Consider the following 24693-nt stretch of genomic DNA (forward strand, 5'->3'; position numbering starts at 1 on the left):
TAAATCTTAAAGTTTTCTAAATAATTGAATTAAAAAGTTGGAAAAGTTGTCAAAAAGGCATAAAAAAGGTTGGAAAAGTGGACAAAATAAAAAAATATGGGTTGGAAAAATAGTGCAAATTGTAATAAATGCTTTATATAAAAGGAAAACAAAAAACTTGTGTAAATTATACACAAGTCTTATTCATAAGCTTTGTATGTACGAATAAGCAATGGAAGTTCAGCCATCAACATACCCATCCATCCAGCTAGATATGAGTATGGTAAAGCCTCGATGCCTAGATGTAAGCTAAATACAAGTGGGGCAGCTACAATAACTCGAACTGTCATATTCACTAGACTTGAAATGAGCGTAATTTTTAAATCGCCAATCCCTCTAAAAAAGCCTTGGATTCCATTGGTGAAGGCAGGAAGAATATACATGATGGAAATTAAATGTAGATAAGTCACTCCATGCATAATAACTTCTTCATCTTGTACAAATAGACACATCAATGGTTTTGCGAAGATAAAACATACTAGAAAGATAAATATACCGTAGATGGATTCTAAAACCATTCCGCAACGAAATCCTTCCTGCATACGATTTTTCTTTCCGGCGCCCTTATTTTGTGCCATTAAAGCTGTCATAGAGTGAGCAATGTTTTGTTCCGGGGTATACGCAAAGTCATCAATTCGATTGACGGCCGTAAAGGCAGCTACAACCGATACACCCATTGTATTGACAATCATTTGAATACCAAGCTTTCCAAGTTGTACAGTCGCCTGCTGCATTGCACTTGCCCAGCCATACGCAATGGTTCTTTTTAATAATGAAATATCAAAGATAAGCCACTTTTTACCCAGTTGTAGAAGTGGCACTTTCTTTTGTATATATAGAATACAGAATAGGCAACATAAAGCTTCACAAATCACAGTAGAAATGGCACATCCTTTACTTCCTGCATGTAAAACGACCACAAAGAATAAGTCTCCAAAGATATTTAAAATGGAACTGATAATTAAGAAATATAGGGGTGATTTACTGTCGCCTAAAGCGCGTAGTGTACTCGCAAAAAAGTTGTATAAAAAGGTAAAAACTAAACCGGCAAAGATGATTTGGAGATAGGTATTAGTCATATTGAAAATAGATGAATCTACCTGCATAAATTTAAGAGTTTGTGGCGAAAAAAATATGCAAATCAGTGTTAATACAAGTGAAAATACAAGTCCTGCAAGCATGGTTGTGCTCATTTGACGAGCGAGTTTTTCTTCATTTTTAGCCCCATAATACATGCCAACCAATATGCTTGCACCCATACAAAGTCCATTTAGAAATAGGATGAATAATGTCGTGATTGGATTACAAATTCCGACTGCGGCTAAAGCTTCTTTTCCAACAAAGTGCCCTACAATAATACTGTCAACGGCATTATATGTTAATTGGAATAGATTTCCCAATACTAAGGGAATGGTAAAGTGAACTAACATAGGCATGATTTTGCCTTGTGTCATATCTTGTGTCATAATCAAACTTCCTTTTTTTATCCATATTTTGCGCTTTTTCATCCAAAAATTCAATATTATGTTAGAATAGTCTCATGAAAATTTCAGTAGAACAATTAAAACAATTAAATAAAGAAGAATATATCTTAATTGATATTCGTGATGCCGAAGAAGCCTTTAAAAATCCAATCGAGAACAGTATTGTATTAAGTGGAGAAAGTGTTTTATCCAAAGAATTTGATTCAACTAAGAAGATTATTGTCGTTTGCGCTCAAGGCTATGTCAGTGATGTTGTTGCACAAAAATTGCAGGAAAAATATGAAGCGTATAGTGTAGATGGTGGGTATGTTTCAATCGTTATGGATAAGATGAACACAAATGTGTCGGATGATTTTTGTGCACAAGTCGAAAGAAGTATTATTAAAACGTATCGAAGAAAGATTTGGTCAAAATTTACGAAGGCTATCCGTGATTATGAGCTTGTCAAAAAAGGCGATTGCATTGCGGTGTGTATTTCGGGTGGAAAAGATTCGATGTTGATGGCAAAATGTTTTCAAGAACTGCATAAACATTCACCGGTTCATTTTGATGTGAAATATATCGTGATGGATCCAGGCTATTCAAAAGAGAATCGCGAGGTTATTGAAAAGAATGCCAAAAAACTAAATATTCCAATTGAAATCTTTGAGAGTGATATTTTTGACAATGTTTTTAATATTGAAAAGAATCCATGTTATATATGTGCAAGAATGCGAAGAGGTCATTTATATAACTATGCCAAGAATTTAGGGTGTAACAAAATAGCTTTGGGACACCACTATGATGATGTGATTGAAACCATTTTAATGTCGATGCTTTATGGGGGACAAATTCAAACGATGATGCCAAAGTTACATTCAAATAACTTTAAGGGTATGGAAGTCATTCGACCACTATACTTGATTCATGAAGATGATATTAAGATTTGGGCAAAACACAACAATCTGTATTTCATTCAGTGTGCATGCAAATTCACTCAGGCTTGTGCCAATGAAACATGTTTAACACAATCCAAGTCAAAGCGTTTAGAAATGAAAAACTTAATCAAGGAATTGAAGAAAGTCAATCCGTTTGTAGAACAAAATATTTTTAAGAGTGTAGAAAATGTAAGCCTTAAAACCGTGATTGCCTATAAGGATGATCATGCAAGACATCACTTTTTAGATACGTATGATGAAGAGGGAAATGAATAGTTTCTCTCTTTTCATTTTTATTTACAAAAATGTAATAATTTACATTGACTATTTTTCACTACGTTCTATAATGGAATTATTGTGGAGGAAACGAATTATGTATAAAACAGAAAGCTTTAAACCAGATACTTTTAAACCCGCTCGTTTTGAGTCTGATGGAAAAATTACATTGTCAGGAAAAGAAATTCCATATCATACAATTTGTGAAGACAATGTCATCTATGGACCAGATGGAAATCCAGTCGCATCAATTTTCACGTATGCCTATTTTAGAAGCGATGTAGAAGATACAGCTGATCGTCCTGTTGTCTTTGCGTATAATGGAGGTCCTGGATCGAGTTGTATGTATGTTCATGCAGGTTTTTTAGGAACGCGTCGTATGCAGTATGATGAAGTGGATCGTGAAAGTGCTTTTGGACCTTATAAAGTCATTGATAATCCAGATTGTTTGATTGATATTGCGGATATCGTATTGATTGATCCTGTTGGAACCGGATATGGTGTATTGATTGATGAGAGTAAGAAGAAAGATTTCTTTGGCATTGAACAAGATGCAGAAGCCCTATTGACAGTTCTTGAAGCTTGGGTTCGTCGTTATAATCGTGGTTTGTCACCAAAATATTTATGTGGCGAAAGTTATGGATGTACTCGTAGTGCAGTCGCTGCAGGAATTGCTGCCACAATGGGAAGGGAAAGAGGCTATGGTATTGCCTTTGATGGTATTGTGTTTATTGGAAATACGGTTACTGTAGGTAAATACTTTGGTGAAGGCTTACCTGTTGAAACAAGTGTATTGGGATTTCCTACATATGCAGGTGTAAACTGGTATCACAATCATCCAACTGATCAAAGTGTAGAAGATTTTGTGGAAGAAGCAAAGGCTTTCGCAGACCATGATTATGTACTTGCACTTTATAAAGGAGAAGCCATTTCGGAAGAAGAAAAAGAACATATCTTAGAAAAAGTAAGTTATTATACAGGTGTTTCTAGAGAATACTTGATTCGTCATGGCTTAAAAATTGATGATGATGATTATCGTCAAGAAGTATTAAAGACAAAAGGAAAAGCTGTATCTCGTTATGATGGTCGTGTGACTCGTCCATTATTAGAGCCCGAACAAGATGAAATCAAAAAGGCATTGTGGGATGATGCGACAGCCGATCGTTACGATACATTCTTCTATGCTGCATTTACAGGAGATCTACTTCCAAAATTAAATGTAAAATTAGACCGCAACTTTATTCCAGGAACTGATTATTATATGCATTGGGATAAAGAAGAAAAGAAAGGTACAACCGCAGAAGAATTGCGTTATGCAATGACACGTCGTCCAGGAATGCGTGCATTCTTTGCGAATGGATGGTTTGATCTATGTACTGAATTTGGATATGCATGGCACACAATGGATCATGCTGGACTTCCAAAAGATCGTGTATTCTGGAAAGGATACAAAAGTGGACATATGATTTATCTTGGTGAAGATAATGTTCATGAATTATGTTCAGATATTCGTGATTTTATTCTTGGTAAGAATCCTAAATCTCAATTTTAATAAATGGCTCACTTCGGTGAGTCTGTTTATCTTGTGATGATAAATAATGGAAAAATAGTGAACTTTTAATGGAAGTAATTGGCTTTTTGAAAGTCACAACGGAATCACCGAAATGTTTCAATGAAACATTTCTCATTTTCGTTAAAACATACAAATAAACATTTGTGAATTTCGTTAAATATGTGTGTTGAACATTTTTAAAATTCGTGAGTGATTGTGATAAAAGACAAAACCGTTGGATTACTACCCAACGGTTTTTTTATAAGGCATTTTTGCACGCATATCTTTTAATCGATTTAATGCGGCAAGTAAGGTTTCATCTTTTTTCGCAAAGTGGAAACGAATATAGCGATTTTCCTTCTCTTTAAAGAAACTAGATCCAGGAACGGCCGCCACACCGACGTTTTTAATGAGATCCACACAGAAATCTAAATCTGAATCATAGCCAAATTCACTGATATCCACCATGACATAGTAAGCTCCTTGAGGTTCTGTATGCGGAATGTTCAATTCTTTTAAGCCATTGAGGAATAGATCTTTCTTATGTGTATATAGCTTTTGTAGTTCATCATAATAAGCATCACTAAATTCAAGCCCTACTACAGCTGCTTCTTGAAGTGGAGCTGCCGCACCAACGGTTAAAAAGTCATGTACTTTCTTGATTTGTTCGATGATATTTTCAGGGGCAATACAATAGCCTAAACGCCACCCTGTAATGGAATACGTTTTAGATAGGGAACTACAAGAAATGGTTCTTTCAAACATACCAGGTAAAGAAGCAAAATATGTATGTTTGTATGGTGCATATACAATGTGTTCATAAACTTCATCCGTAATCACATACGTATCATATTTTACGGCAAGACATGCGATATATTCCAATTCTTCTTTTGAGAACACTTTTCCGCAAGGATTACTTGGATTGCACAAAATCAAAGCTTTAGGATTTTGTTTAAACGCATTTTCTAATTCTTCTTTATCAAAGTTGAATACAGGTGGATGTAAAGGAACATAAATTGGATTAGCACCACAAAGGATGGAATCCGCCCCATAGTTTTCATAGAATGGAGAGAAAACAATCACTTTATCGCTTGGATCACAAACACTCATCATGGCTGCCATCATAGCTTCGGTACTTCCACAAGTGACAACGATGTTCTTGTTTGAATCTAAATCTAGATTCATGTATTTCGATTGTTTCTTGGCCAAGGCATCTCTAAAGTTTTGGGCACCCCAAGTAATCGCATACTGGTTAAAGTCTTCATGGGCAACTTGTTCTAGTCGATTCAAGATTTCTTTTGGTGGATCAAAATCAGGAAATCCCTGCGATAGATTGATCGCATCATATTCATTTGCGATTCTTGTCATTCGACGAATTACAGAATCCGTAAATGTCTTGGTTCTTTTTGATAATTCTTTCATAATCACACTTCCTTTTTCATTTTTTGCATTGTATCATTTTTTGTGGAAATGTAAAATAAAATTGAGGTGATATTCGATGGAAAAATCTAAAGTATACTATACGGATTTTCATACCCGTAAATTAGGTGAGGGTCTACCTACAAAACTGCAATTGTTGGCTAAGAAAGCAGGAATTGCCAATTTGGATCTAGATGGAAAGTTTGTCGCAATCAAAATGCATTTTGGAGAATTAGGAAACATTGCATATTTACGCCCAAATTATGCACGTGCCATTGTAGATGTGGTAAAAGAATTAGGGGGAAAACCATTCTTGACCGATTGTAATACAATGTATCCAGGATCAAGAAAAAATGCTTTGGAACATTTGGAGTGTGCCTGGCAAAATGGATTTACTCCACTTACTGTAGGATGTCCAATTTTGATAGGAGATGGACTAAAAGGAACAGATGATATTGAAGTGCCAGTCGTTGGTGGAGAATATTGTCAAACAGCTAAAATAGGTCGTGCAATTATGGATGCCGATGTCTTTATTTCTTTGACACACTTTAAAGGTCATGAATCAACAGGCTTTGGTGGAACCATTAAAAATATTGGTATGGGATGTGGTTCGCGTGCAGGTAAAAAAGAACAACATTGTTCAGGTACTCCACATGTTGATGAAAAGCTATGTCGTGGTTGTAAACAATGCTTTAAAGAATGTGCGAATAATGGATTGGAATATGATGAAACAACACATAAGATGTATATCAATGAAACAAACTGTGTTGGATGTGGACGCTGTTTAGGGGCATGTAATTTTGATGCGATCTCCTTCAATAACTATAATGCGAATGAATTGTTGAATAAGCGTATGGCTGAATACACAAAGGCTGTTGTGGATGGACGTCCTAACTTCCATATTTCTTTGATTGTGGATGTTTCACCAAACTGTGATTGTCATGCCGAAAATGATTTACCAATTTTACCAAATATTGGAATGTTGGCATCTTTTGATCCACTTGCCCTAGATCAAGCCTGTGTAGATTTATGTATGAAGGCAAAACCAATGCCAGGATCACAATTAGATAAACATCTACATGATCCAAACTTCTGTGATCATCATGACCACTTCACAAATTCTACACCTGAATCAGAATGGAAATCTTGTTTAGAACATGCTCAAAAGATTGGTTTGGGAAATCGAGAATACGAGTTGATTGAAATGAAATAAACAGTAGCCTAGGCTACTGTTTTATTTAGTATACGAACTAAAATTGGAACGATGATCAATTGAATGATGATTCCAGGAAGGCAAGTGATAAAGCTTGCCGTCATAAATACAGATAGTGTATAGCCTTGTGTACTTAGTACAAATGTGTTGATTAAGCCATTCACAATTCTTCCTGCAAGCATCGCAATAATTAAACTTATGTATAATTTGGGCATTTCGTTTTTGAAATTGATGTGTTTTTCACACAAGCCAGTAACTAAACCATATACAGCTAGTTCAATCATCATTTGGGGCAAAATCATGGCTGGAGGCATTCCTGTTGTCATACTTGAAAAAAATGGTGTAATAATTCCGCATGCCAAACCATAGGGAGCTCCACAAAATAAGCCACAAATCAATACAGGAATATGCATTGGTAAAAATACACTACCTCCATTTGGAATCACGTGAAAGGCCATTGGAAGTAATACGCCTAGGGCGATACATAAAGCGCAAGATACTAATTTTTTGGTTGTACTTTTCATAATCAGATTCCTCTTTTTTTATTAAAAAACAAATTTCTTTAAGCGAGAAAATGCTTCTTCCACTAAAATTGATGGTAAAGCTAAATTCATTCGAATTGTATTTGGATTCATAAATGGACGGCCATCTTGCCAACATACACCATAGTGAACCCCTTTCTTTAAAAGTTCATCCATCGTGATATCATGTGTATCTAAATACTTTGTGCAATCTAGATACAACATATATGTTCCTTCTGGCTTAATGACTTCAATGCCTTTGAAATTGTTGTGGATAAAATCAAGTGCATAATCTATATTATTCGAAATGACTTCATTTAATTCATTGACCCAATCCAATCCCTCTTTACAATAAGCGCCCATAAGAGCATGAACACTTAATATGTTAGGTGAATTGTAGTGAGATAAAGAGGCTTGTTTATTTAATCGATCACGAAGATATTTGTCGTAAACAATATGGTATGAACCGACTAAACCTGCAAGATTGAATGTTTTACTAGGGGCATAGGCCGCAATCGTTCTTTTCTTGGCATCTTCACTTATGGATTGCGTAGGAATATGTGTGTTTTCTTTACGTACTAGATCGGACCAGATTTCATCGCTAAAGACTAAAACATCATGTTTTTTACAGATATCCATAAATGTCTGGATTTCTTCTTTTTTCCATACTCTTCCTGTTGGATTGTGTGGGGAACAGAAAATCGCAAAATGGATATTATGTTTGATAATCTTCCTTTCAATATCTTCATAATCCATAGTCCAGATATCTTCTTTTTTTAACGGACTATCAATAATTTTTCTTCCCAAATTATTCAATGTGTGAATAAACCCAATATAACATGGTGACTGCACTAAAATGGGTTCGCCACTAGCACTAAAAGTCTCAAGTGCACTGGACAAAATACCAAGAACACCATTTTCATATCCGATAGCCTCTTTTTCCACATCTATGCCATGTGTTTCTTTTTGCCAGAATTGAATGGCTTTATAGTAATCTTCTGGCATTTCAAAATATCCAAAGTGAGGCTCGTTGATTCTTTCAATCATTTGTTTTTGAATATTTTCAAAAACAGGATAGTTCATATCTGCAACCCACATAGGGATTGTAGAAAAGTTTGGGTCTACCTCTACATCTTTAATAGGTAGAACATCAAGGGCAAGGGCATCATGTCCTTTTCGATTTAAAAGAGTTGTAAAATCGTATTTCATAATAAAAAATTCTCCTTAACACAATAATAGTATAATTTTTTGGAATTTGAAATATTGAACAATATCATGTATAATGCTCGCATGACAGATAGTACTTCAACTTTAAAAAAGATTGTCGACTTATTGATTGACATCATCTATAAGACACATACCTATTTCTTGAGTATGAATGACTCATTTGAAGCACAATTATCTGATAAGCAACTTCACTTCTTGATTATTGGCTTGTTGGGTATCGGAATGCTTCTTGTGATTTATCCACTATTTAAGTGGATGGCTAAAAAGAACTTAACTGTTTTAATTAGTTGGTTCTACGTATTTACTGTACTTGTAGTTATTACGTTTGCGATTGAAATAGGCCAATGGTATTCGCATACAGGCGAAATTGACTTCAACGATATTTTGGCAGGTTTGGTCGGCTATTTTGCGATGTCCTTTATATTCCTGCTTGTGGTTGCGATTATCGAATTAATAAAATCGATTTTTAAGAAGAAATAATCAAAAGTTATTTCTTCTTTTTGATTCCATTTGTGGGATGATTAAATCAGAAAGAAGGAATGCCTATGCGCACACGATTTTATAATGCACGTATACTGACAATGAAGGATTTTGATGTTTTTTCAGGGGAAGTCTGGATAGAAGATAATAAGATTATATATGTAGGAAAAGTGAAAACTTCTACTTTTTGTTTTGACCGAGAAATAGATGTACACCAGAATCTAATTATGCCAGGATTTATTAATGCGCATACTCATTCTGGAATGACTTTTTTAAGATCAATGGCCGATGATATGCCTTTGCAGCAATGGCTAAAGGAAAGGGTATTTCCGATTGAGGAAAAACTAACACAAGAAGATATTTATTTCTTTTCAAAACTTGCGATATTAGAATATCTAACGAGTGGAATCACTACAAATTTTGACATGTATTTAAATCCTGAAGCAATTGTACATGCAAGTCTTGATATGAATTATCGAACGGTATTATGTGGTGCAGTTAATGATTTTTGTCTATCTGTAGAAGATGTAGAACGCTGCTTCAATGCATACAATCAAAAAAATAGTTTGATTTCTTATATACTAGGTTTTAGTCATGAATATACCAATTCAAAAGAAAAAATTCAACAAGTTGCAGCCTTATCTCATAAATATAAAGCGCCAGTTTATACACATTTAAGTGAAACAGAATATGAAGTTAATACATGCAAAGAAAAGACGGGACGCAGCCCTATTGAATACTTATGTGATCTAGGTGTATATGACTATGGTGGAGGTGCATTTCATTGCGTACATATGAGCACGCATGATTTAGATTTATTCGCCAAAAAACATTTGAATGTCATCACAAATCCAGCATCCAATCTAAAACTAGCTAGTGGTATAGCTCCAATCCAATCAATGCTTCAACGAAATATCAATGTATGTTTAGGAACGGATGGTGCGGCAAGTAATAATTGTCTAGATATGTTTAGAGAGATGTTTTTAGTGACAGGACTAGCTAAATATAAAGAGAAGGATGCTTCTGCAGTCGATGCTTACGAAGTGTTGAAAATGGCGACAGTGAATGCTGCGAAAGCTTTACATTTAAATTGTGGTGTCTTAGAAGTTGGAAAGTTGGCAGATTTAATTATTTTAGATTTACATCAACCGAATATGCAGCCAATTAACAATGTCGCAAAAAATATTGTATACAGTGGATCTAAATTCAATGTAAAATGTACTATGGTCAATGGTAAAATTCTATATGAAGATGGACACTTTCATGTGGGATTTGAGATTGAGGCACTATATGATGAAGTACAAAAAAGGGTAGAGAGGTTAATGCGATGAATATACAGATTTTTGGGAAAAACAAATGCTTTGATACAAAGAAAGCACAACGCTATTTTAAAGAAAGAAATATTAAGTTTCAGTTTATTAATTTAGACGAAAAAGAAATGAGTAAGAAAGAATTTGAGAGTGTGCTTAGACAAGTTGGCATTGATTCCATGATTGATCCAAAGGCTAAGGATAAAGAATTATTGACAATGTTGAATTACTTGTCGAATAAAGAAGATAAAGTGTATCTCAATCAGCACATATTAAAAACGCCAATCGTGCGTAACGGCAAATTGGCGACAGTAGGCTACGAACCAAATGTTTGGAAAACATGGGATTAGTCTTTGTATAAGAAACAATCTTTTTCATGAGAATAAATCACACCGATGGCTTGAAGAAAGGAGTATATAATGGTACTTCCTACAAACTTCATGCCTCTTTTTTTTAAATCATTTGATATGGAATCTGAAAGAGTCGATGTAGTTTTTCCTGTTTCATAGATAATCTTTCCATGTGTAAAAGTACATAAATAATTATAAAAAGTTTGATACTCTTCTTGAATGGATTTAAAAATCTTCGCATTTGAAATACTTGCTTTGATCTTTAATTTGTTACGAATGATATTAGGATTGTTTCTTAATTGTTCTATTTTTTCTTCATCAAATTCAATCACTTTATCAATGTCAAAATCTTCATAAGCCTCTTTAAAAGCTTCTCTTTTATTTAGAACACACTGCCAACTAAGACCTGCCTGAAAAGATTCAAGGATCAACATTTCAAATAGATATTTTTCATCTATATTCAGTTTTCCCCATTCATAATCATGATATTCAATATATTTTGGATTGTTTAGATTACACCACGTACACCGTTTCATAATTTCATTTTAAAGTAGATAAAATGTGAACTCAATGATAAAATTGAATCAGTTGGTTATTCTCACTTGAGAATAACGGGAAGGATTTTATGCAAGATTCATTTGGTCGAAATATAAATTATATGCGAATCTCATTAACTGACAGATGTAACTATGCTTGTTACTACTGCAAGCCAGACATTTCAAAACATCTTTGTCATTCAGATATATTGACGTATGAACAACTTTTAGATATTTGTAGATGTGCCATTACTTTAGGAATCACTCGATTTAAAATCACGGGTGGGGAACCCACACTTCGTAAAGGCTATATTGATTTTATTCGCAGGTTAAAAGAATTGGATGGAGTTGAACAAGTAACTCTCACAACCAATGGAAGTTTATTTTCTTTTACAGATTTAGATGAACTAAAAAAAATAGGGCTTGATTGTATTAACTTTTCAATTGACACACTCGATGAATCTGAATATTTGAAGATATGTAAAAAGAACAATTTGAAGAAGGTTCTTTCAAATCTAGAATATGCCTATCAGATTGGAATCCCTGTGAAAGTGAATTGTGTTGTGGACAATCTATTTTCGCTTTCTCGATTTGAATCTATGTTAGAACTCATCAAAGATAAAAAGATTGCGTTGCGATACATTGAATTGATGCCACTAAAATATAGTGATCGAAACTCCAAAATGAATGAACTGATTGAATATGTACAAAAGAATTATACATTAAATGCATATAATAATAAGCTTGGCAATGGACCAGCTCATTATTATACAATACCAGAGTTTCAGGGATATATTGGTTTTATTGAAGCGTTACATAATAAATTTTGTGGTCAATGCAATCGCGTGCGCTTAAGTAGTGTAGGACGATTGAAATTATGTTTATTCCATAGTGATGGAGTGGATTTAAAACCTTATCTAAATGATTTGGAAGAACTAGAAAAAGTGATGAAAGAGTGGATATTCAAGAAGCCTAAGGAACATCATTTTGAAGAAGAACATTCGTCGACGGTGATGAATGAAATTGGAGGTTAAAATGGAATTAACACATTTTGATGAACATGGAAATGCATGCATGGTGGATGTAAGTGAAAAGGATGTTACTTCAAGAAGTGCTTGTGCGGTTGGAAGTATATTGGTAAATGAAGAAATTCTAAATAAAATTGAGCAGAGCGACATGAAAAAAGGAGATGTATTAGGTGTAGCTCGTATTGCCGGAATTATGGGTGTAAAAAAGACGAGTGAGTTAATTCCTTTATGTCATCCTTTAATGATCAATAAGGTGAATATTGATTTTGATGTTGATAGAGCAAATTGTTTGATCTATGCCTACTGTACCGTGAAGTGTAATGGAAAAACGGGTGTAGAAATGGAAGCTTTGACAGGTGTAAATGTTTGTCTTCTGACAATTTATGACATGTGTAAAGCTGTAAGTAAAGATATGGAAATCAAAAATGTACATTTGGTTTCTAAATCAGGTGGAAAAAGTGGAGATTTTGTATGGAAGGAATAATTAAAGCTATTTGTATTAGTGAACATAAAGGAACAGAAAAACATCCGGTTCAAGATATTGATATTATTAAGAATCATGGATTAGAAAATGATGCGCATGCGGGTAAATGGCATCGCCAAGTTTCTTTATTATCGTATGAAATGCGTGAAGAATTTAAGGCTAAAGGAGCTGATGTAGAGGATGGTGCCTTTGGCGAGAACTTACTTGTATCAGGTATTGAATTCACAAGTTATCCAGTAGGAACACAATTTAAGATTGGGGATGTATTACTAGAACTGACGCAAATAGGCAAAAGCTGTCATTCGCATTGTGCAATCTATCATCAAGTTGGTCAATGTATTATGCCTCATCTAGGTGTATTTACGCGTGTAATACATGGTGGGCATATTTGCGTTGGAGATACCGTTGAAGTCATTGAAAATAAAGATTCTAGAATGCGTGTAGCCGTATTGACATTAAGTGATAAGGCAAGTACTGGACAAAGAAAAGATGAGAGTGGTCCATTAATTGAAAAGATCATGACAGAACATGGATACAATGTGACAAGTGTGACAGTGATTGCGGATGATGAAAATGAAATTGTTTCGCAACTCATCAATTTAAGTGATCGTTGCCAAAATGATTTAATTCTTACAACCGGAGGTACCGGACTTAGTATTCGTGATGTGACGCCAGAAGCCACAATGAAAGTTATGACAAGAAATGTTCCAGGTATTAGTGAAGCATTGCGCTATGAATCGATGAAATATACAAATAAGGCCATGTTGTCTCGTGGTGCAAGTGTATTAAGAAATCAGACTTTGATTATTAACTTGCCAGGAAGTCCTAAGGCAGTAAAGGAAAGTCTAGATATTATTTTAGGACCATTAAAACATGGCTTAGAAATTATGAAGGGTGAAGTGAGTGAGTGCGCAAGGAAGTAATTTAGATTTAACTCCAATCTGGATATCTTTAAAAACGGCAAGTATCACAATTGTGATCACATTTATTCTTGGTTTACTGGCGGCATGGTGGATTTATTCAAGAAAGAGCGAAGCTTTGAAAATGGTCTTTGATGGAATCTTTACTTTGCCTATGGTTTTACCACCTACAGTAGCTGGATTTTTCTTGTTGATGATCTTTGGCGTAAATCAACCTATAGGAAAATTTTTTATGAGTGCATTTGGCATTCGCATCGCATTTAGCTTTAGTGCGACTGTGATCGCAGCGGTGGTTATTTCATTTCCACTCATGTATCGAAATGCCAGGGGTGCCTTTGATCAAGTGGATACGGATTTAGTGTATGCCGCAAGAACTTTAGGAATGAGCGAATGGAACATCTTCTTGAAAGTGTTGATTCCCAATGCTTTACCAGGAATTATTAGTGGTGGTGTCCTTGCGTTTGCGCGTGGCTTAGGTGAGTTTGGTGCAACGGCGATGCTTGCAGGAAACATCATTGGAAAGACAAGAACACTTCCTGTAGCTGTATATAGTGAAGTGATGAGTGGAGATATGGAATCAGCTGCCTTTTATGTGTGGGTGATCATTGGCATTTGTTTTACAGCTGTGATTTTGTTGAATCTATATCAATTGTATGTTCGAAAGAAAAGGAGTTTCTAAATGTTGGAAGTACAAATATATAAGAAGCTTGCAGAATTTGATTTAGACGTTTCCTTTCAAGTGAACGACAATATTTCAGGGCTTATGGGAGCTTCAGGGTCTGGCAAAAGTATGACATTAAAATGTATAGCTGGAATTGAAACGCCAGATCAAGGACGGATTGTATTAAATGATCGTGTTTTATTTGATTCAGAAAAGAAAATAAATGTACCGATTCAAAAACGAAATGTGGGCTATATGTTTCAAAGCTATGCTCTATTTCCCAATATGGATGTATATGAAAATATTAGTGTGGGATTAAGGGCTAGAAAAGTAAATGATGTGGATATTGTGGTCAGGAAAGTGATGAAACAATTTCAAATTAGTGAACTTGCTTCAAGATATCCCAAACAATTATCCGGTGGACAAAGACAGAGGGTGGCATTGGCTCGTTTAATGGCTTATGAACCAGATGTTCTTTTATTGGATGAACCATTTAGTGCTTTAGATGAAGATTTAAAGGAAGATTTATTAAGGGAACTTAAAAGTGAGCTTCAAATTTCAAAACCGGTTGTTTTTGTATCACATAATGAAGAGGAAGTAAGTGAGTTGTGTGATTTTAAATATAAAATAAAACTAGGAGAGATCGTATGAAAAAAGGCTTAAGTGTTTTATTGGCTGGGGTCATGGCCATAAGTTTATATGGGTGTAGTTCAAATGAATCAAAGGAACAAGTAAAACTAACAATTGCGGCAGCCGCAAGTTTGGAAAACGCATTTGAAGATGAATTGATTCCTATGTTTGAAAAAGAGTATCCAAATGTAACGATTGAAGGGGTATATGATAGTAGTGGAAAATTACAGCTTCAAATTGAAAAAGGATTAGATGCCGATGTATTTTTTAGTGCAGCTACAACACAGATGAACGCTTTAAAAGATGAAGATTTAGTAGATGCAGATTCGATTTCAAATGTATTAGAGAATAAATTGGTATTGATCAAAGGAAAAGACAGCACTACAACAGTCACTGGATTTGATAATATTAAAGATGCTTCAATTATTGCGATTGGTACTCCAGAAGTAGTTCCTGCAGGAAGCTACGCAAAGGAAGCTTTGACAAATTTAGGTGTATGGGATTCAATTCAAGATTGTTTAAGCTTAGCGGGAAATGTAACGGAAGTATTGTCTCAAGTTGAAACACAAAATGCAGAAATTGGTTTAGTTTACGCGACAGATGCTGCAAGTAGTGATAAAGTAGAGGTAGTGGCAGAGTGCGATAATTCATTATTAGCTACACCCATACTATATCCAGTTGGTCATATATCTAGTACAAAGCATAAAGATGAAGCCAATTCATTGATTGAATTCTTAAAGAGCGATAAAGCTTTAAAAGTATTCAAAAAATACGGATTTAAAAAAGGAGAATAAGATGAGATTAATCAAGACACAGGATGCCGTAGGGCATGTACTTTGTCATGATATAACGCAGATCATTAAGGGTGTCACAAAAGATGCCCTTTTTCGTAAGGGTCATATTGTGACAGAAGAAGATATTCCTTTATTGTTGTCAGTTGGAAAAGAACATTTATATGTTTGGGAAAATGACGAGAGCATGATGCATGAAAATGATGCGGCTATGGTTTTACTAGATATGTGTAAAAATGAACACATGTCTTATGGTGAGATCAAAGAAGGAAAAATCGAATTAAAAAGTGAGATTCACGGTTTGTTGAAAGTAGATCGTAAGGCTTTGTTTACAGTAAATTCATTTGGACAGATGATGATCGCAACAAGACATGGAAACACAGTAGTAAATCCGGGTGATAAACTTGCGGGTATGCGTATTATTCCTTTGGTGATTAAAAAGGAAAAGATGGATAAAGTTAGATCACTCATCACATCTCCTATTCTTGAAATTAAGCCGTTTGTATTAAAGAAAGCGGCTGTGATCACAACAGGAAGTGAAGTGTATAAAGGAAGAATTCAAGATACATTTACACCAGTTATTCAAGATAAATTGGCTGAGTTTGGTTGTGAAATGGTGTATCATGCGATTTGTGATGATGACGATAAAATGGTGACAGAAAAAATCAATGAAGCATTGACACAAGGGGTAGATATTGTACTTTGTACAGGTGGAATGAGTGTGGATCCAGATGATCGAACGCCACTCGCAATCAAGAACACAGGTGCCAATATAATTAGCTATGGTTCTCCAGTTCTTCCTGGTGCTATGTTTTTACTTTCTTATAAAGGAGAAGTCCCAATTGTTGGTCTTCCCGGATGTGTTATGTATGCCAAAAGAACGGTATTTGATTTAGTACTTTGTCGTTTACTTGCCAAGGATGTAGTGACATATGAAGAATTGTGTGATTTAGGTGAAGGTGGATTGTGCTTAGGATGTGATATTTGCACATATCCAAATTGTGGATTTGGAAAATGAGATATAAACTAAAAATTCAAATTGGTAATAATGAGCCAAATTTTGGCAAGGGCGTTGTAGAACTATTGGAATTATGCGATAAGTATGGTTCTCTATCAAAGGCTTATAAAGAAATGGGAATGTCAAATTCAAAGGCTTGGAAAATCATCAAAAGAGCTCAAGAAGATTTGGGTTATGAACTGGTTCATACGACGAGTGGTGGAAGTCTTGGTGGAGGCTCGCAATTGACTTTAGAAGGAAAAAAATTGGTACGTAAATATAAATTGTTTCAAGAAAAAATAGAAATGTATTCCGAACAAGTGTTTAAGGAAGTATTTGAAAATGAATAAAGAGGAAGTATTGATTATTACTTTTAAAAGTATTCAAGATGTTCTAGATTTGGAGTCTAAGACAAAAAACGGGCGTATGATACCTGTTCCAAGTTGTGTTAAGGCAGGATGTGGCATGTGTTTTATGTCGAAGGATCTAGATGAGGAAAAGTGGAAACTCTTTTTAGAAGAACAAAATGTTTTGTATGAGGATATAGTAAGGGTGAATTTTTGATGAATGAAAAAATATATTGTAAGAGTGGTGGATGTAGTGCTAAATTGGGCGCAAAGAAATTGAGTCATATTCTAGAAAAAATTGATTCTTATAAAGACAGTAATGTTTTGGTTGGATTTGATTCAAGGGATGATGCGGCAGTTTATCAAATCGATGAGAATCATGCGCTTGTATCTACTTTGGATTTCTTTCCACCTATGGTAGAAGATCCATATTTGTATGGTCAGATTGCAGCAACAAATGCACTCAGTGATATTTATGCGATGAATGGTACGCCTAAAACAGCTTTAAATATTGTGTGTTTTCCAGACAATGAGGATTTGAATATTTTAGGTAAAATCATTGAAGGAGGAAATTCTAAGCTGGTTGAAGCTGAGTGTGCACTAGCTGGAGGGCATTCCATTCGTGATGATTCAATTAAATATGGTTTGAGTGTAACTGGTTTGGTAAATCCAAAAGACGTAAAGAAAAATAATGGCACACAATGTGGGGATGTCTTGATTTTGACGAAGCCTTTAGGTGTTGGTTTGACTTTAAATGCGTTGCGTATGAATGATTGTTCTAAAGAAATGCAGGAAAGAGTCTTTAAAAGTATGACTACATTAAACAAGTATGCTTGTGATGTTTTAAAAAAATATGATGTGCATGCTCTAACCGATGTAACGGGTTTTGGCTTGTTGGTGCATTTAAATGAGATGTTAGATGAAAAAAATAGTGCAGTGATTTATAAGGATTCGATTCCATATTTTGATGACTGTCAAAAGTATGTCGAAGAATTTTATTTAAGTGGGGCTGCCCAGACCAATCGCAATAGTGTAGAGGGTAAGATTAGTTTTGATTGTGATTTCTTTACAGAAGAAATCTTGTTTGACCCACAAACGAGTGGTGGCTTATTAGCTAGTGTATCTAAAGCGGATTTAGAAATGCTAGAGAAAGATTTTAAGGAAAATAATCTTGAATTGTATGTTGTGGGTGAAGTCATTGAGAAAAATGAATATAATGTATATGTAAGAGGTAGGAAGATATGAAAACTTTAGATTGTAGAGGCTTAGAGTGTCCACTTCCAGTTGTAAAGACAAAGGAAGCTTTAAAAGAAGAAAATGTAGTTTCAACAATTGTGGATAATGAGATTGCGGTTGAAAACTTAACGAAGTTTGCGAAAGTAAAGAATTATACGGTAAATTCTAAAAAAGAGGGTAAGGATTATATTGTTGAAATTTCAAAGGGTGATGAAGAAGCAGATTTTGAAGTGGAATACACATATGCGGACTGCAGCTTGGCTAAGCCTAAAATGGTTGTTGTGTGCGCAAGTAATGTGATGGGTTCAGATCCGGATTTAGGTGCGATTTTAATGAAATCATTTATTTTCTCTTTGACAAAACAAGATGTTTTGCCAGATGAAATGATTTTCTATAATGAGGGTGTAAAAATCACAACGACAAAGAGTGAAACTTTAGAAGATTTAAAATATTTAGCGGATAATGGAGTAGAAATTGTAAGTTGTGGAACTTGCTTGGATTTCTTCCATTTAAAAGAAGAACTTCAGGTTGGTTCAGTCACAAATATGTATGATATTGTAGAAAGAATGGAGAAGGCTGATAAAATTATCAAGCCATAAGGATTATGAATAAATGTGTTATTGTGCGTGGTGGAGGAGACATAGCGACAGGGACAATATATAAACTTGTAAAAAGTGGATTTCAAGTATTGGTGCTAGAAGTTGAAAAACCAAGCGCAATACGAAGAAATGTTGCCTTTTGTCAGGCTGTGTATGAAGGAAAATTTACGGTTGAAGATATGACGTGTGTTTTAGTTTCAACGATAGAAGAAGCTAAAGCAGTGATGGCTAAAAATCAAGTCGCAATGATGGTAGATCCAAATGGTGAAATGATTTCTAAAATAGAACATATTGCCTTGGTGGATGCGATTCTTGCCAAGAAGAATTTAGGTACGACAATAGATATGGCACCTATCACAATTGGTTTAGGCCCTGGTTTTTGTGCAGGCAAAGATGTGCATGTGGTTGTGGAAACGATGCGTGGACATAATCTAGGAAGACTGATCTACCAGGGACATGCTTTGCCAAATACGGGTGTTCCTGGAAATATTAAGGGATATTCTAAAGAAAGAGTGATTCATTCTCCTTGTGCAGGTGTTTGTCACAATGTCAAAAAGATTACAGATATCGTTGAAAAAGGAGAAATTATTGCGTATATCGATAAAACACCAGTGTATGCGAGCATGTCAGGCTTACTTAGAGGATTGATTCAGGATGGATACAATGTAACATCTGGATTTAAAATGGCAGATATTGATCCTAGAGTGGATGAATATCAGAATTGTTTTACAATTTCTGACAAGGCACGTTGTATTGGTGGAGGTGTTTTGGAGGCGATACTGCATGGTTTATCTTGATCAGGCTGCGACTAGCTTTCCAAAACTAGATGTAGTCAAACAAGCGGTAATGGATGCATTAGGTGTGGCAGGCAATGCGAATCGTAGTTCAAATATGGATTCTTCACGTTTGATTTTTGCGGCAAGAAGAAATATTGCACAGTTTTTTGGACTCTCTGATTTTCACCGTGTTATTTTAAATGGTGGAAATACCGAGAGTTTAAATACTTGCATTAAAGGAATCTTAAAAGAAAATGATCATGTGATCACTACGTATGCGGAGCACAATAGTGTGCTTCGTCCTTTATACGAGTTAGAAGAAAAGGGAATAATCACATTAACGATATGTGCTCCTTATTTAGAGGATATTAAATGCCATATTCAAAAAAATACTCGAATGGTTATCGTGACACACAGTTCAAATGTGACAGGTGAAATTTTTGATGTGAATTCCATTGGAAAGTATTGTAAAGAATGTGGCATTCTTTTTATGGTGGATGCGGCTCAAAGTGCAGGTCATATACCAGTATCTATGGAAAATATTGATGTTTTATGTTTTAGTGGCCATAAAGGTCTATTAGGGATTGGTGGTATTGGTGGTTTTTGCGTAAAGGACATTGAAGTAAAGCCATTGATTTCTGGTGGAACGGGCATAGATTCTTTTAATCCACAAATGCCAGAGGCGTATCCAGAACATTTAGAGGCGGGAACACAGAATCTTGCAGGAATTGCAGCTTTAAATGCAGGGGTTCAATATGTTTTATCACATCAAAAAGCGATTGTGGAAAAGGAACACTTTTTACTTCAAAAATTATATGAAGGTTTAACAGGGGATGTAGAGTTTTATTCATCTTTAGAAAATTCTACGCCTATTGTGGCTTTGAATATTCCAGGTAAAGATAGTGCTTATGTGAGCGACTTATTGAATTATAAGTATGGTATTGTGACACGTTGTGGAGCGCATTGTGCTCCATTAATGCATAAACATTTAAAAACAGAAGAACAGGGAATTGTACGCTTATCTGTATCTTTTCAAAATACAATAGAAGATGTGGATTTTGTGGTGCGTGCAATTCAGGAGATTTCAAATGATCATTAGTGTAATTGGTTCAGGTGGAAAAACAACGTATATCCGTGAGTTAAAAGATAAATATGTTTCTATGAATAAAACCGTTTTAATGTGTACAACGACGCATATGTTGATTGAAGAAGATACATTGGTAGATCCTGGTTATGATGAAATAATGCATAGAATTGAAACATATGGATATTGTCATGCGGGAAATCGGTGTGGTGACTTGAAAATTGAGGCGTTAGATGAAGAGTTGTTTAATCAATTAAAACAAGTGGTGGATGTGATACTGATTGAGGCAGATGGTTCTAAGCATTTACCTTTAAAATATCCAAACGTGAATGAACCAGTTCTTGATTCAGATACGGATGAGGTTGTGTTGATTTCAAATCTAAATGGATTAAATCAACCAGTAAAAGATGTGGTACATCGTTATGAACCTGCAAATTTAGATCCGAATGAACTTGTAACACCTAGAATTATGCAAAATTTAATATGTGCTTATTTAAAGAAACTAAATAAACCTGTAAAGATTCATGTGAACGGGGCCATGGATTTGTATACGCGTTGTGTAAGAGTTTTATTAGAAGAAAATGTCGATGTGAATATAATCCAAAAGGAATGGTTTAATATGCAGCCTAAGCTTGTGATTTTAGGCTGTGGACATGTCAGTCAATATTTAGCTAAAATGGCTAGTATATTAGAGTTGTATACGATTGTGGTTGACAATCGTAAAGAATTTGCGAATCGGGAATGTTTTCCAACCGCAAATGAAATTCATTGTATCGATTATGATCAAATGGATTCTGTATTGCCAGATGAAGAGAATGCTTGTTATGTGATAGTGACAAGAGGACATAAAGATGATCGTCTTTGTCTAGAAAAGACGATTCGTAAACCTCATTTATATTTGGGTATGATTGGAAGCAAGGGAAAAGTAAAAAAGACTTTTGATACTTTGATTGAAGAAGGATATTCTAAGGAAGAAGTATCGAATGTGCATGCTCCAATTGGCTTAGATATTAAGGCACAGACGCCTGCTGAGATATCAATCAGTATTTTAGCGGAGCTTATTGAAATAAAAAACGCAAAGTTTAGTTCGAGTGTTTCGAAAGAATTATTAGAATCCAATGTTCATGGAACTTTATGTATCATTATTGATAAAAAGGGGTCAGCACCAAGGGGGGTCGGCAGTATGATGTTAGTGCATAAAGATGGAGTCATTGATACGATTGGCGGAGGAAAAGTCGAATATCAGGCTATTTTAGATGCCAAAGAATGTAAAGAAGTTATGATCAAGGAATATGATTTATCCAATGCAGAAAGCGCAACATTAGGCATGATTTGTGGTGGATATAATAAAGTCTTGTTTATACCGGTATAGAGGAGGGATTGGATTTGAAGAGAAGAAGACGAGTAAGAAAGTCAGCGGTTTTTGTGATTTTTGTATTACTTTTGATTATTGCGTTGTTGATTTCGATAATCGCAAAAAAAGTTAGTGATAATCAGGTAAGTGAACCTAAACAAGAAAAGACAACAGAAACAAAAAAAGAGAATAAGAAGAAACAAACAAATTTACCAAAGGTGAAAAAAATAGATCAAAGTGGTGACCCATATGAGAATAAAGTAACAGTTTCGGATTTAGATTCAATCTATATTCTTGTGAATAAGTATTCAGGATTACCAGAAGATTATGAACCAAGTGATTTAGTTCAGGTACCTTCGAGTGGTGAAAATGAGAATGTGCGCATGCGAAAAGAAGCGGCAGAGGCATTTGAAAAGTTGATCGAGGCGGCATCAAACGAGGGATTTATTTTGAATGCTTGTTCAGCTTATCGTTCTTATGCATACCAAACAGATTTATTTAATAATGGAGCTGCAAGCTACGGCGAAGAATATGCGGATCGTTATTGGACAAGACCAGGGTTTAGTGAACATCAGTCTGGTTTAGCAGTTGATATTCGTATGGACAATGATTGTAGTGATTTAGATGCCGTTCGATATAATTCGCACTATAATTGGTTGTTAGAAAATATGCATACATATGGCTTTATTTTGCGTTATCCTGATGATAAGGAAGACAAAACAAAAATTGCACCTGAAAGCTGGCACTTGCGTTATGTGGGTGTAGATTTGGCAACGTATTTGTATGAGAATAACTTAACTTTAGATGAATATTATGGAGCTTAGGCAATCGTTGGATTGCCTTTTTTGATTTATCAAATGATGTGTTGTATACTAAAAATAACATATATAAAGGATTAAACTATGAATATAGATAAAAAGATAATAATGGGTGTAAGAAATAAGGATGCGGATGCGAAGAAAGAGCTTATTTCATTGACTCGAAATCATTTGGTACAAACAATTTATAAGCGTTATATTGGCTTAGAGGAAAAAGAAATCAATGACATCTTACAGGCAACGTATACATACGCATTTATGAATATGGATAAATTGAGTGATGATAAGAATTTTTTGAAGTGGATCACGGTTTTGTTGAATAAACAATTGCGTGAGTATATGCAGGCTAAAGAACATACAGGTGTAACTACGGCTTTACGCGGCTTGCCTAAATATCGACAATTGGATGTGGATGATTGTTTAAATGAGATGCCAGAAAATCAAAAGACAGTGACAATCATGCATTGTCTAGGAAAATTGAAAGAGAAGGATATCGCAAATCGTTTAAAGATGAGTGAAGAGGGAGTGGCTCGTTTGTTGAAGAGTGGTAAACAAAAAGTAAAGGATGTATTAGATAAGAAGTGACAATGATATTTATTATTGTCCTTTTTTTTGATTTCGCATAAAATGTAAGCATATGAAAAGAGAAACAAAAAGAGTATTGATACTATCACTTAAAATAGGCGTAGGAAGTGCCATCGCAATTATATTAGCCTACTTTTTTAAGTTGGATAATCCAACAAGTGCTGGAACGATTGCACTATTGTCTTTGTTGACGACAAAGTGGGGGACGGTGAAGCTTGTTCTTAGAAGAATTTCCACATTCTTTGTGACAATTCTATTCTGTTTTATTTTCTTTGAACTTATTCCAAGCCATTGGATAGCCTTTGGGCTTGTGATTGCGTGCTTAGTTGGGTACAGTGAGAAAATGAAATGTCAGAATACTTTAAGTGTAAATGCGATGATTGCGGTGCATTACTTGAGTTATTTGGATTTTAGTCTTCACTTCATGATGAATGAGTTTTATTTGATTTTAATTGGTGCCATTATCGCATTCTTATTGAATTTGGTTCATGATTATAGTGGAGAAGAAGAGTATTTGAATTCTTGTATGATTTATATGGAGGACAAGATTCAGAGCTTGATGTATCAAATTGTTCATTATATTCAAAGTGAGGAAAGAAATACAACAATTTGGAAAGAATTAGAGGATATTAAAGAGCAAGCTGAAAAATATATTCATATTGCGATGGAATATCAGGATAATACGTTTACGAATTTGCCAGATTATTATATTCGTTATTTTGAGATGCGTGCTTTACAGTGCGATATTCTGCATATGCTGCATTATAAAATTCGAAAGATTCGTGAAATGCCAAAAGAGGCGCATGAATTGGCGAATTATATTGAATATTTAATTCCGTTTATTCATGAAAAAAATGATCCTCAGCCTCAAATTAGTTCGCTTCATAAAATGTTGAAAGACAAACAGAGTGAGGCTCTTCCTGAAAGTCGAATTGAATTTGAATCAAAGGCGATGCTTCTACATATTTATATGGATTTAGAAGAGTTTTTATACACAAAGAAGAAGTTTATTGATCAAACGACAGAGGAACAGAAAAAATTGTATTGGAGATGATTTGG

Annotated in this window: 28 protein-coding genes; 23 read left to right on the forward strand and 5 right to left on the reverse strand. The window is 34.8% G+C overall.

Annotation, left to right across the window (positions count from 1 at the left end):
• Positions 1-179: 179 nt before the first annotated feature.
• Positions 180-1505 carry an MATE family efflux transporter gene (locus H8911_RS03370; RefSeq protein ID WP_186998698.1) on the reverse strand — a complete coding sequence of 442 codons (1326 nt, stop codon included), beginning with the start codon at positions 1503-1505 and terminating at the stop codon, positions 180-182.
• Between the two features lie 74 nt (positions 1506-1579).
• Between H8911_RS03370 and H8911_RS03375 the strand changes: the two genes are divergently transcribed.
• Entirely contained in the window at positions 1580-2716 is a 1137-nt protein-coding gene (locus H8911_RS03375; RefSeq protein ID WP_186998699.1) for a PP-loop family protein, read from the forward strand.
• A gap of 97 nt (positions 2717-2813) precedes the next feature.
• A complete protein-coding gene (locus H8911_RS03380; RefSeq protein ID WP_186998700.1) occupies positions 2814-4268 on the forward strand; it encodes a S10 family serine carboxypeptidase-like protein in 1455 nt (484 codons plus the stop codon).
• 243 nt (positions 4269-4511) lie between these two features.
• Here the strand turns inward: H8911_RS03380 and H8911_RS03385 are convergent, their stop codons facing one another.
• Positions 4512-5690: a pyridoxal phosphate-dependent aminotransferase gene (locus H8911_RS03385; protein ID WP_186998701.1), complete on the reverse strand. Its 1179-nt coding sequence runs from the start codon at positions 5688-5690 to the stop codon at positions 4512-4514.
• 76 nt (positions 5691-5766) lie between these two features.
• On the opposite strand from H8911_RS03385, the gene H8911_RS03390 reads away from it, so the two are divergent.
• Positions 5767-6900 (forward strand): DUF362 domain-containing protein, encoded by a 1134-nt coding sequence (locus H8911_RS03390; protein WP_186998702.1) that lies wholly within the window; start codon positions 5767-5769, stop codon positions 6898-6900.
• Positions 6901-6908: 8 nt separating this feature from the next.
• On the opposite strand, the gene H8911_RS03395 is transcribed toward H8911_RS03390, so the two are convergent.
• Complete coding sequence (locus H8911_RS03395) at positions 6909-7424, reverse strand: ECF transporter S component (RefSeq protein WP_186998703.1); 516 nt, start codon at positions 7422-7424, stop codon at positions 6909-6911.
• Positions 7425-7445: 21 nt separating this feature from the next.
• A complete protein-coding gene (locus H8911_RS03400; RefSeq protein ID WP_186998704.1) occupies positions 7446-8630 on the reverse strand; it encodes a MalY/PatB family protein in 1185 nt (394 codons plus the stop codon).
• An 81-nt stretch (positions 8631-8711) separates the two neighbouring features.
• On the opposite strand from H8911_RS03400, the gene H8911_RS03405 reads away from it, so the two are divergent.
• The 3 genes from H8911_RS03405 to H8911_RS03415 all read left to right on the forward strand — a co-directional run bounded on the left by H8911_RS03405 (position 8712) and on the right by H8911_RS03415 (position 10788).
• The gene (locus tag H8911_RS03405; RefSeq protein ID WP_217256393.1) at positions 8712-9128 is read left to right on the forward strand and encodes a hypothetical protein; all 417 of its coding nucleotides are present in this window, start codon (positions 8712-8714) and stop codon (positions 9126-9128) included.
• 65 nt (positions 9129-9193) lie between these two features.
• Positions 9194-10459 carry an amidohydrolase gene (locus tag H8911_RS03410; RefSeq protein WP_186998705.1) on the forward strand — a complete coding sequence of 422 codons (1266 nt, stop codon included), beginning with the start codon at positions 9194-9196 and terminating at the stop codon, positions 10457-10459.
• Complete coding sequence (locus H8911_RS03415) at positions 10456-10788, forward strand: arsenate reductase family protein (RefSeq protein WP_154555498.1); 333 nt, start codon at positions 10456-10458, stop codon at positions 10786-10788. The genes H8911_RS03410 and H8911_RS03415 overlap by 4 nt, the downstream gene beginning before the upstream one ends.
• On the opposite strand, the gene H8911_RS03420 is transcribed toward H8911_RS03415, so the two are convergent.
• On the reverse strand, positions 10785-11324 hold the full coding sequence (locus tag H8911_RS03420; protein WP_186998706.1) for a DNA-3-methyladenine glycosylase I: 540 nt from the start codon (positions 11322-11324) through the stop codon (positions 10785-10787). The two genes, H8911_RS03415 and H8911_RS03420, sit on opposite strands and share 4 nt — an antisense overlap.
• 89 nt (positions 11325-11413) lie before the next feature.
• Here H8911_RS03420 and moaA point away from each other — a divergent pair, with 89 nt between their 5' ends.
• The 17 genes from moaA to H8911_RS03505 all read left to right on the forward strand — a co-directional run bounded on the left by moaA (position 11414) and on the right by H8911_RS03505 (position 24688).
• Positions 11414-12358 (forward strand): GTP 3',8-cyclase MoaA, encoded by a 945-nt coding sequence (moaA, locus tag H8911_RS03425; RefSeq protein WP_186998707.1) that lies wholly within the window; start codon positions 11414-11416, stop codon positions 12356-12358.
• Position 12359: 1 nt separating this feature from the next.
• Positions 12360-12836 (forward strand): cyclic pyranopterin monophosphate synthase MoaC, encoded by a 477-nt coding sequence (moaC, locus tag H8911_RS03430; RefSeq protein ID WP_186998708.1) that lies wholly within the window; start codon positions 12360-12362, stop codon positions 12834-12836.
• Positions 12824-13759: an MOSC domain-containing protein gene (locus tag H8911_RS03435; RefSeq protein WP_186998709.1), complete on the forward strand. Its 936-nt coding sequence runs from the start codon at positions 12824-12826 to the stop codon at positions 13757-13759. Before moaC ends, H8911_RS03435 begins: the two co-directional genes overlap by 13 nt.
• Positions 13740-14435 (forward strand): molybdate ABC transporter permease subunit, encoded by a 696-nt coding sequence (modB, locus tag H8911_RS03440; protein WP_117926143.1) that lies wholly within the window; start codon positions 13740-13742, stop codon positions 14433-14435. Before H8911_RS03435 ends, modB begins: the two co-directional genes overlap by 20 nt.
• Entirely contained in the window at positions 14436-15068 is a 633-nt protein-coding gene (locus H8911_RS03445) for a sulfate/molybdate ABC transporter ATP-binding protein (RefSeq protein WP_186998710.1), read from the forward strand.
• Positions 15065-15841, forward strand: coding sequence for a molybdate ABC transporter substrate-binding protein (gene modA, locus H8911_RS03450; protein WP_186998711.1), 777 nt, complete (start codon positions 15065-15067; stop codon positions 15839-15841). The genes H8911_RS03445 and modA overlap by 4 nt, the downstream gene beginning before the upstream one ends.
• 1 nt (position 15842) lies before the next feature.
• Positions 15843-16856, forward strand: a complete 1014-nt coding sequence (locus H8911_RS03455; protein ID WP_186998712.1) for a molybdopterin-binding protein — start codon at positions 15843-15845, stop codon at positions 16854-16856.
• The gene (locus tag H8911_RS03460) at positions 16853-17185 is read left to right on the forward strand and encodes a winged helix-turn-helix domain-containing protein (protein WP_118115753.1); all 333 of its coding nucleotides are present in this window, start codon (positions 16853-16855) and stop codon (positions 17183-17185) included. The genes H8911_RS03455 and H8911_RS03460 overlap by 4 nt, the downstream gene beginning before the upstream one ends.
• The gene (locus tag H8911_RS03465) at positions 17178-17399 is read left to right on the forward strand and encodes a putative Se/S carrier protein (protein WP_117926155.1); all 222 of its coding nucleotides are present in this window, start codon (positions 17178-17180) and stop codon (positions 17397-17399) included. The genes H8911_RS03460 and H8911_RS03465 overlap by 8 nt, the downstream gene beginning before the upstream one ends.
• The gene (selD, locus tag H8911_RS03470; protein ID WP_186998713.1) at positions 17399-18427 is read left to right on the forward strand and encodes a selenide, water dikinase SelD; all 1029 of its coding nucleotides are present in this window, start codon (positions 17399-17401) and stop codon (positions 18425-18427) included. The genes H8911_RS03465 and selD overlap by 1 nt, the downstream gene beginning before the upstream one ends.
• On the forward strand, positions 18424-19017 hold the full coding sequence (gene yedF, locus H8911_RS03475; RefSeq protein ID WP_117926159.1) for a sulfurtransferase-like selenium metabolism protein YedF: 594 nt from the start codon (positions 18424-18426) through the stop codon (positions 19015-19017). The genes selD and yedF overlap by 4 nt, the downstream gene beginning before the upstream one ends.
• 5 nt (positions 19018-19022) lie before the next feature.
• Complete coding sequence (gene yqeB, locus H8911_RS03480; RefSeq protein ID WP_186998714.1) at positions 19023-19814, forward strand: selenium-dependent molybdenum cofactor biosynthesis protein YqeB; 792 nt, start codon at positions 19023-19025, stop codon at positions 19812-19814.
• Positions 19801-20892: an aminotransferase class V-fold PLP-dependent enzyme gene (locus tag H8911_RS03485; protein WP_186998715.1), complete on the forward strand. Its 1092-nt coding sequence runs from the start codon at positions 19801-19803 to the stop codon at positions 20890-20892. Before yqeB ends, H8911_RS03485 begins: the two co-directional genes overlap by 14 nt.
• Positions 20882-22249, forward strand: coding sequence for a selenium cofactor biosynthesis protein YqeC (yqeC, locus tag H8911_RS03490; protein ID WP_186998716.1), 1368 nt, complete (start codon positions 20882-20884; stop codon positions 22247-22249). The genes H8911_RS03485 and yqeC overlap by 11 nt, the downstream gene beginning before the upstream one ends.
• Positions 22250-22263: 14 nt before the next feature.
• A complete protein-coding gene (locus tag H8911_RS03495) occupies positions 22264-23055 on the forward strand; it encodes a M15 family metallopeptidase (RefSeq protein WP_117926163.1) in 792 nt (263 codons plus the stop codon).
• 78 nt (positions 23056-23133) lie between these two features.
• On the forward strand, positions 23134-23634 hold the full coding sequence (locus H8911_RS03500; RefSeq protein ID WP_186998717.1) for an RNA polymerase sigma factor: 501 nt from the start codon (positions 23134-23136) through the stop codon (positions 23632-23634).
• 52 nt (positions 23635-23686) lie between these two features.
• Positions 23687-24688 carry an aromatic acid exporter family protein gene (locus tag H8911_RS03505; protein WP_186998718.1) on the forward strand — a complete coding sequence of 334 codons (1002 nt, stop codon included), beginning with the start codon at positions 23687-23689 and terminating at the stop codon, positions 24686-24688.
• Positions 24689-24693: the final 5 nt, after the last annotated feature.

This window comes from Holdemanella hominis (assembly GCF_014306155.1).
GTDB lineage: Bacteria > Bacillota_I > Bacilli_A > Erysipelotrichales > Erysipelotrichaceae > Holdemanella > Holdemanella hominis.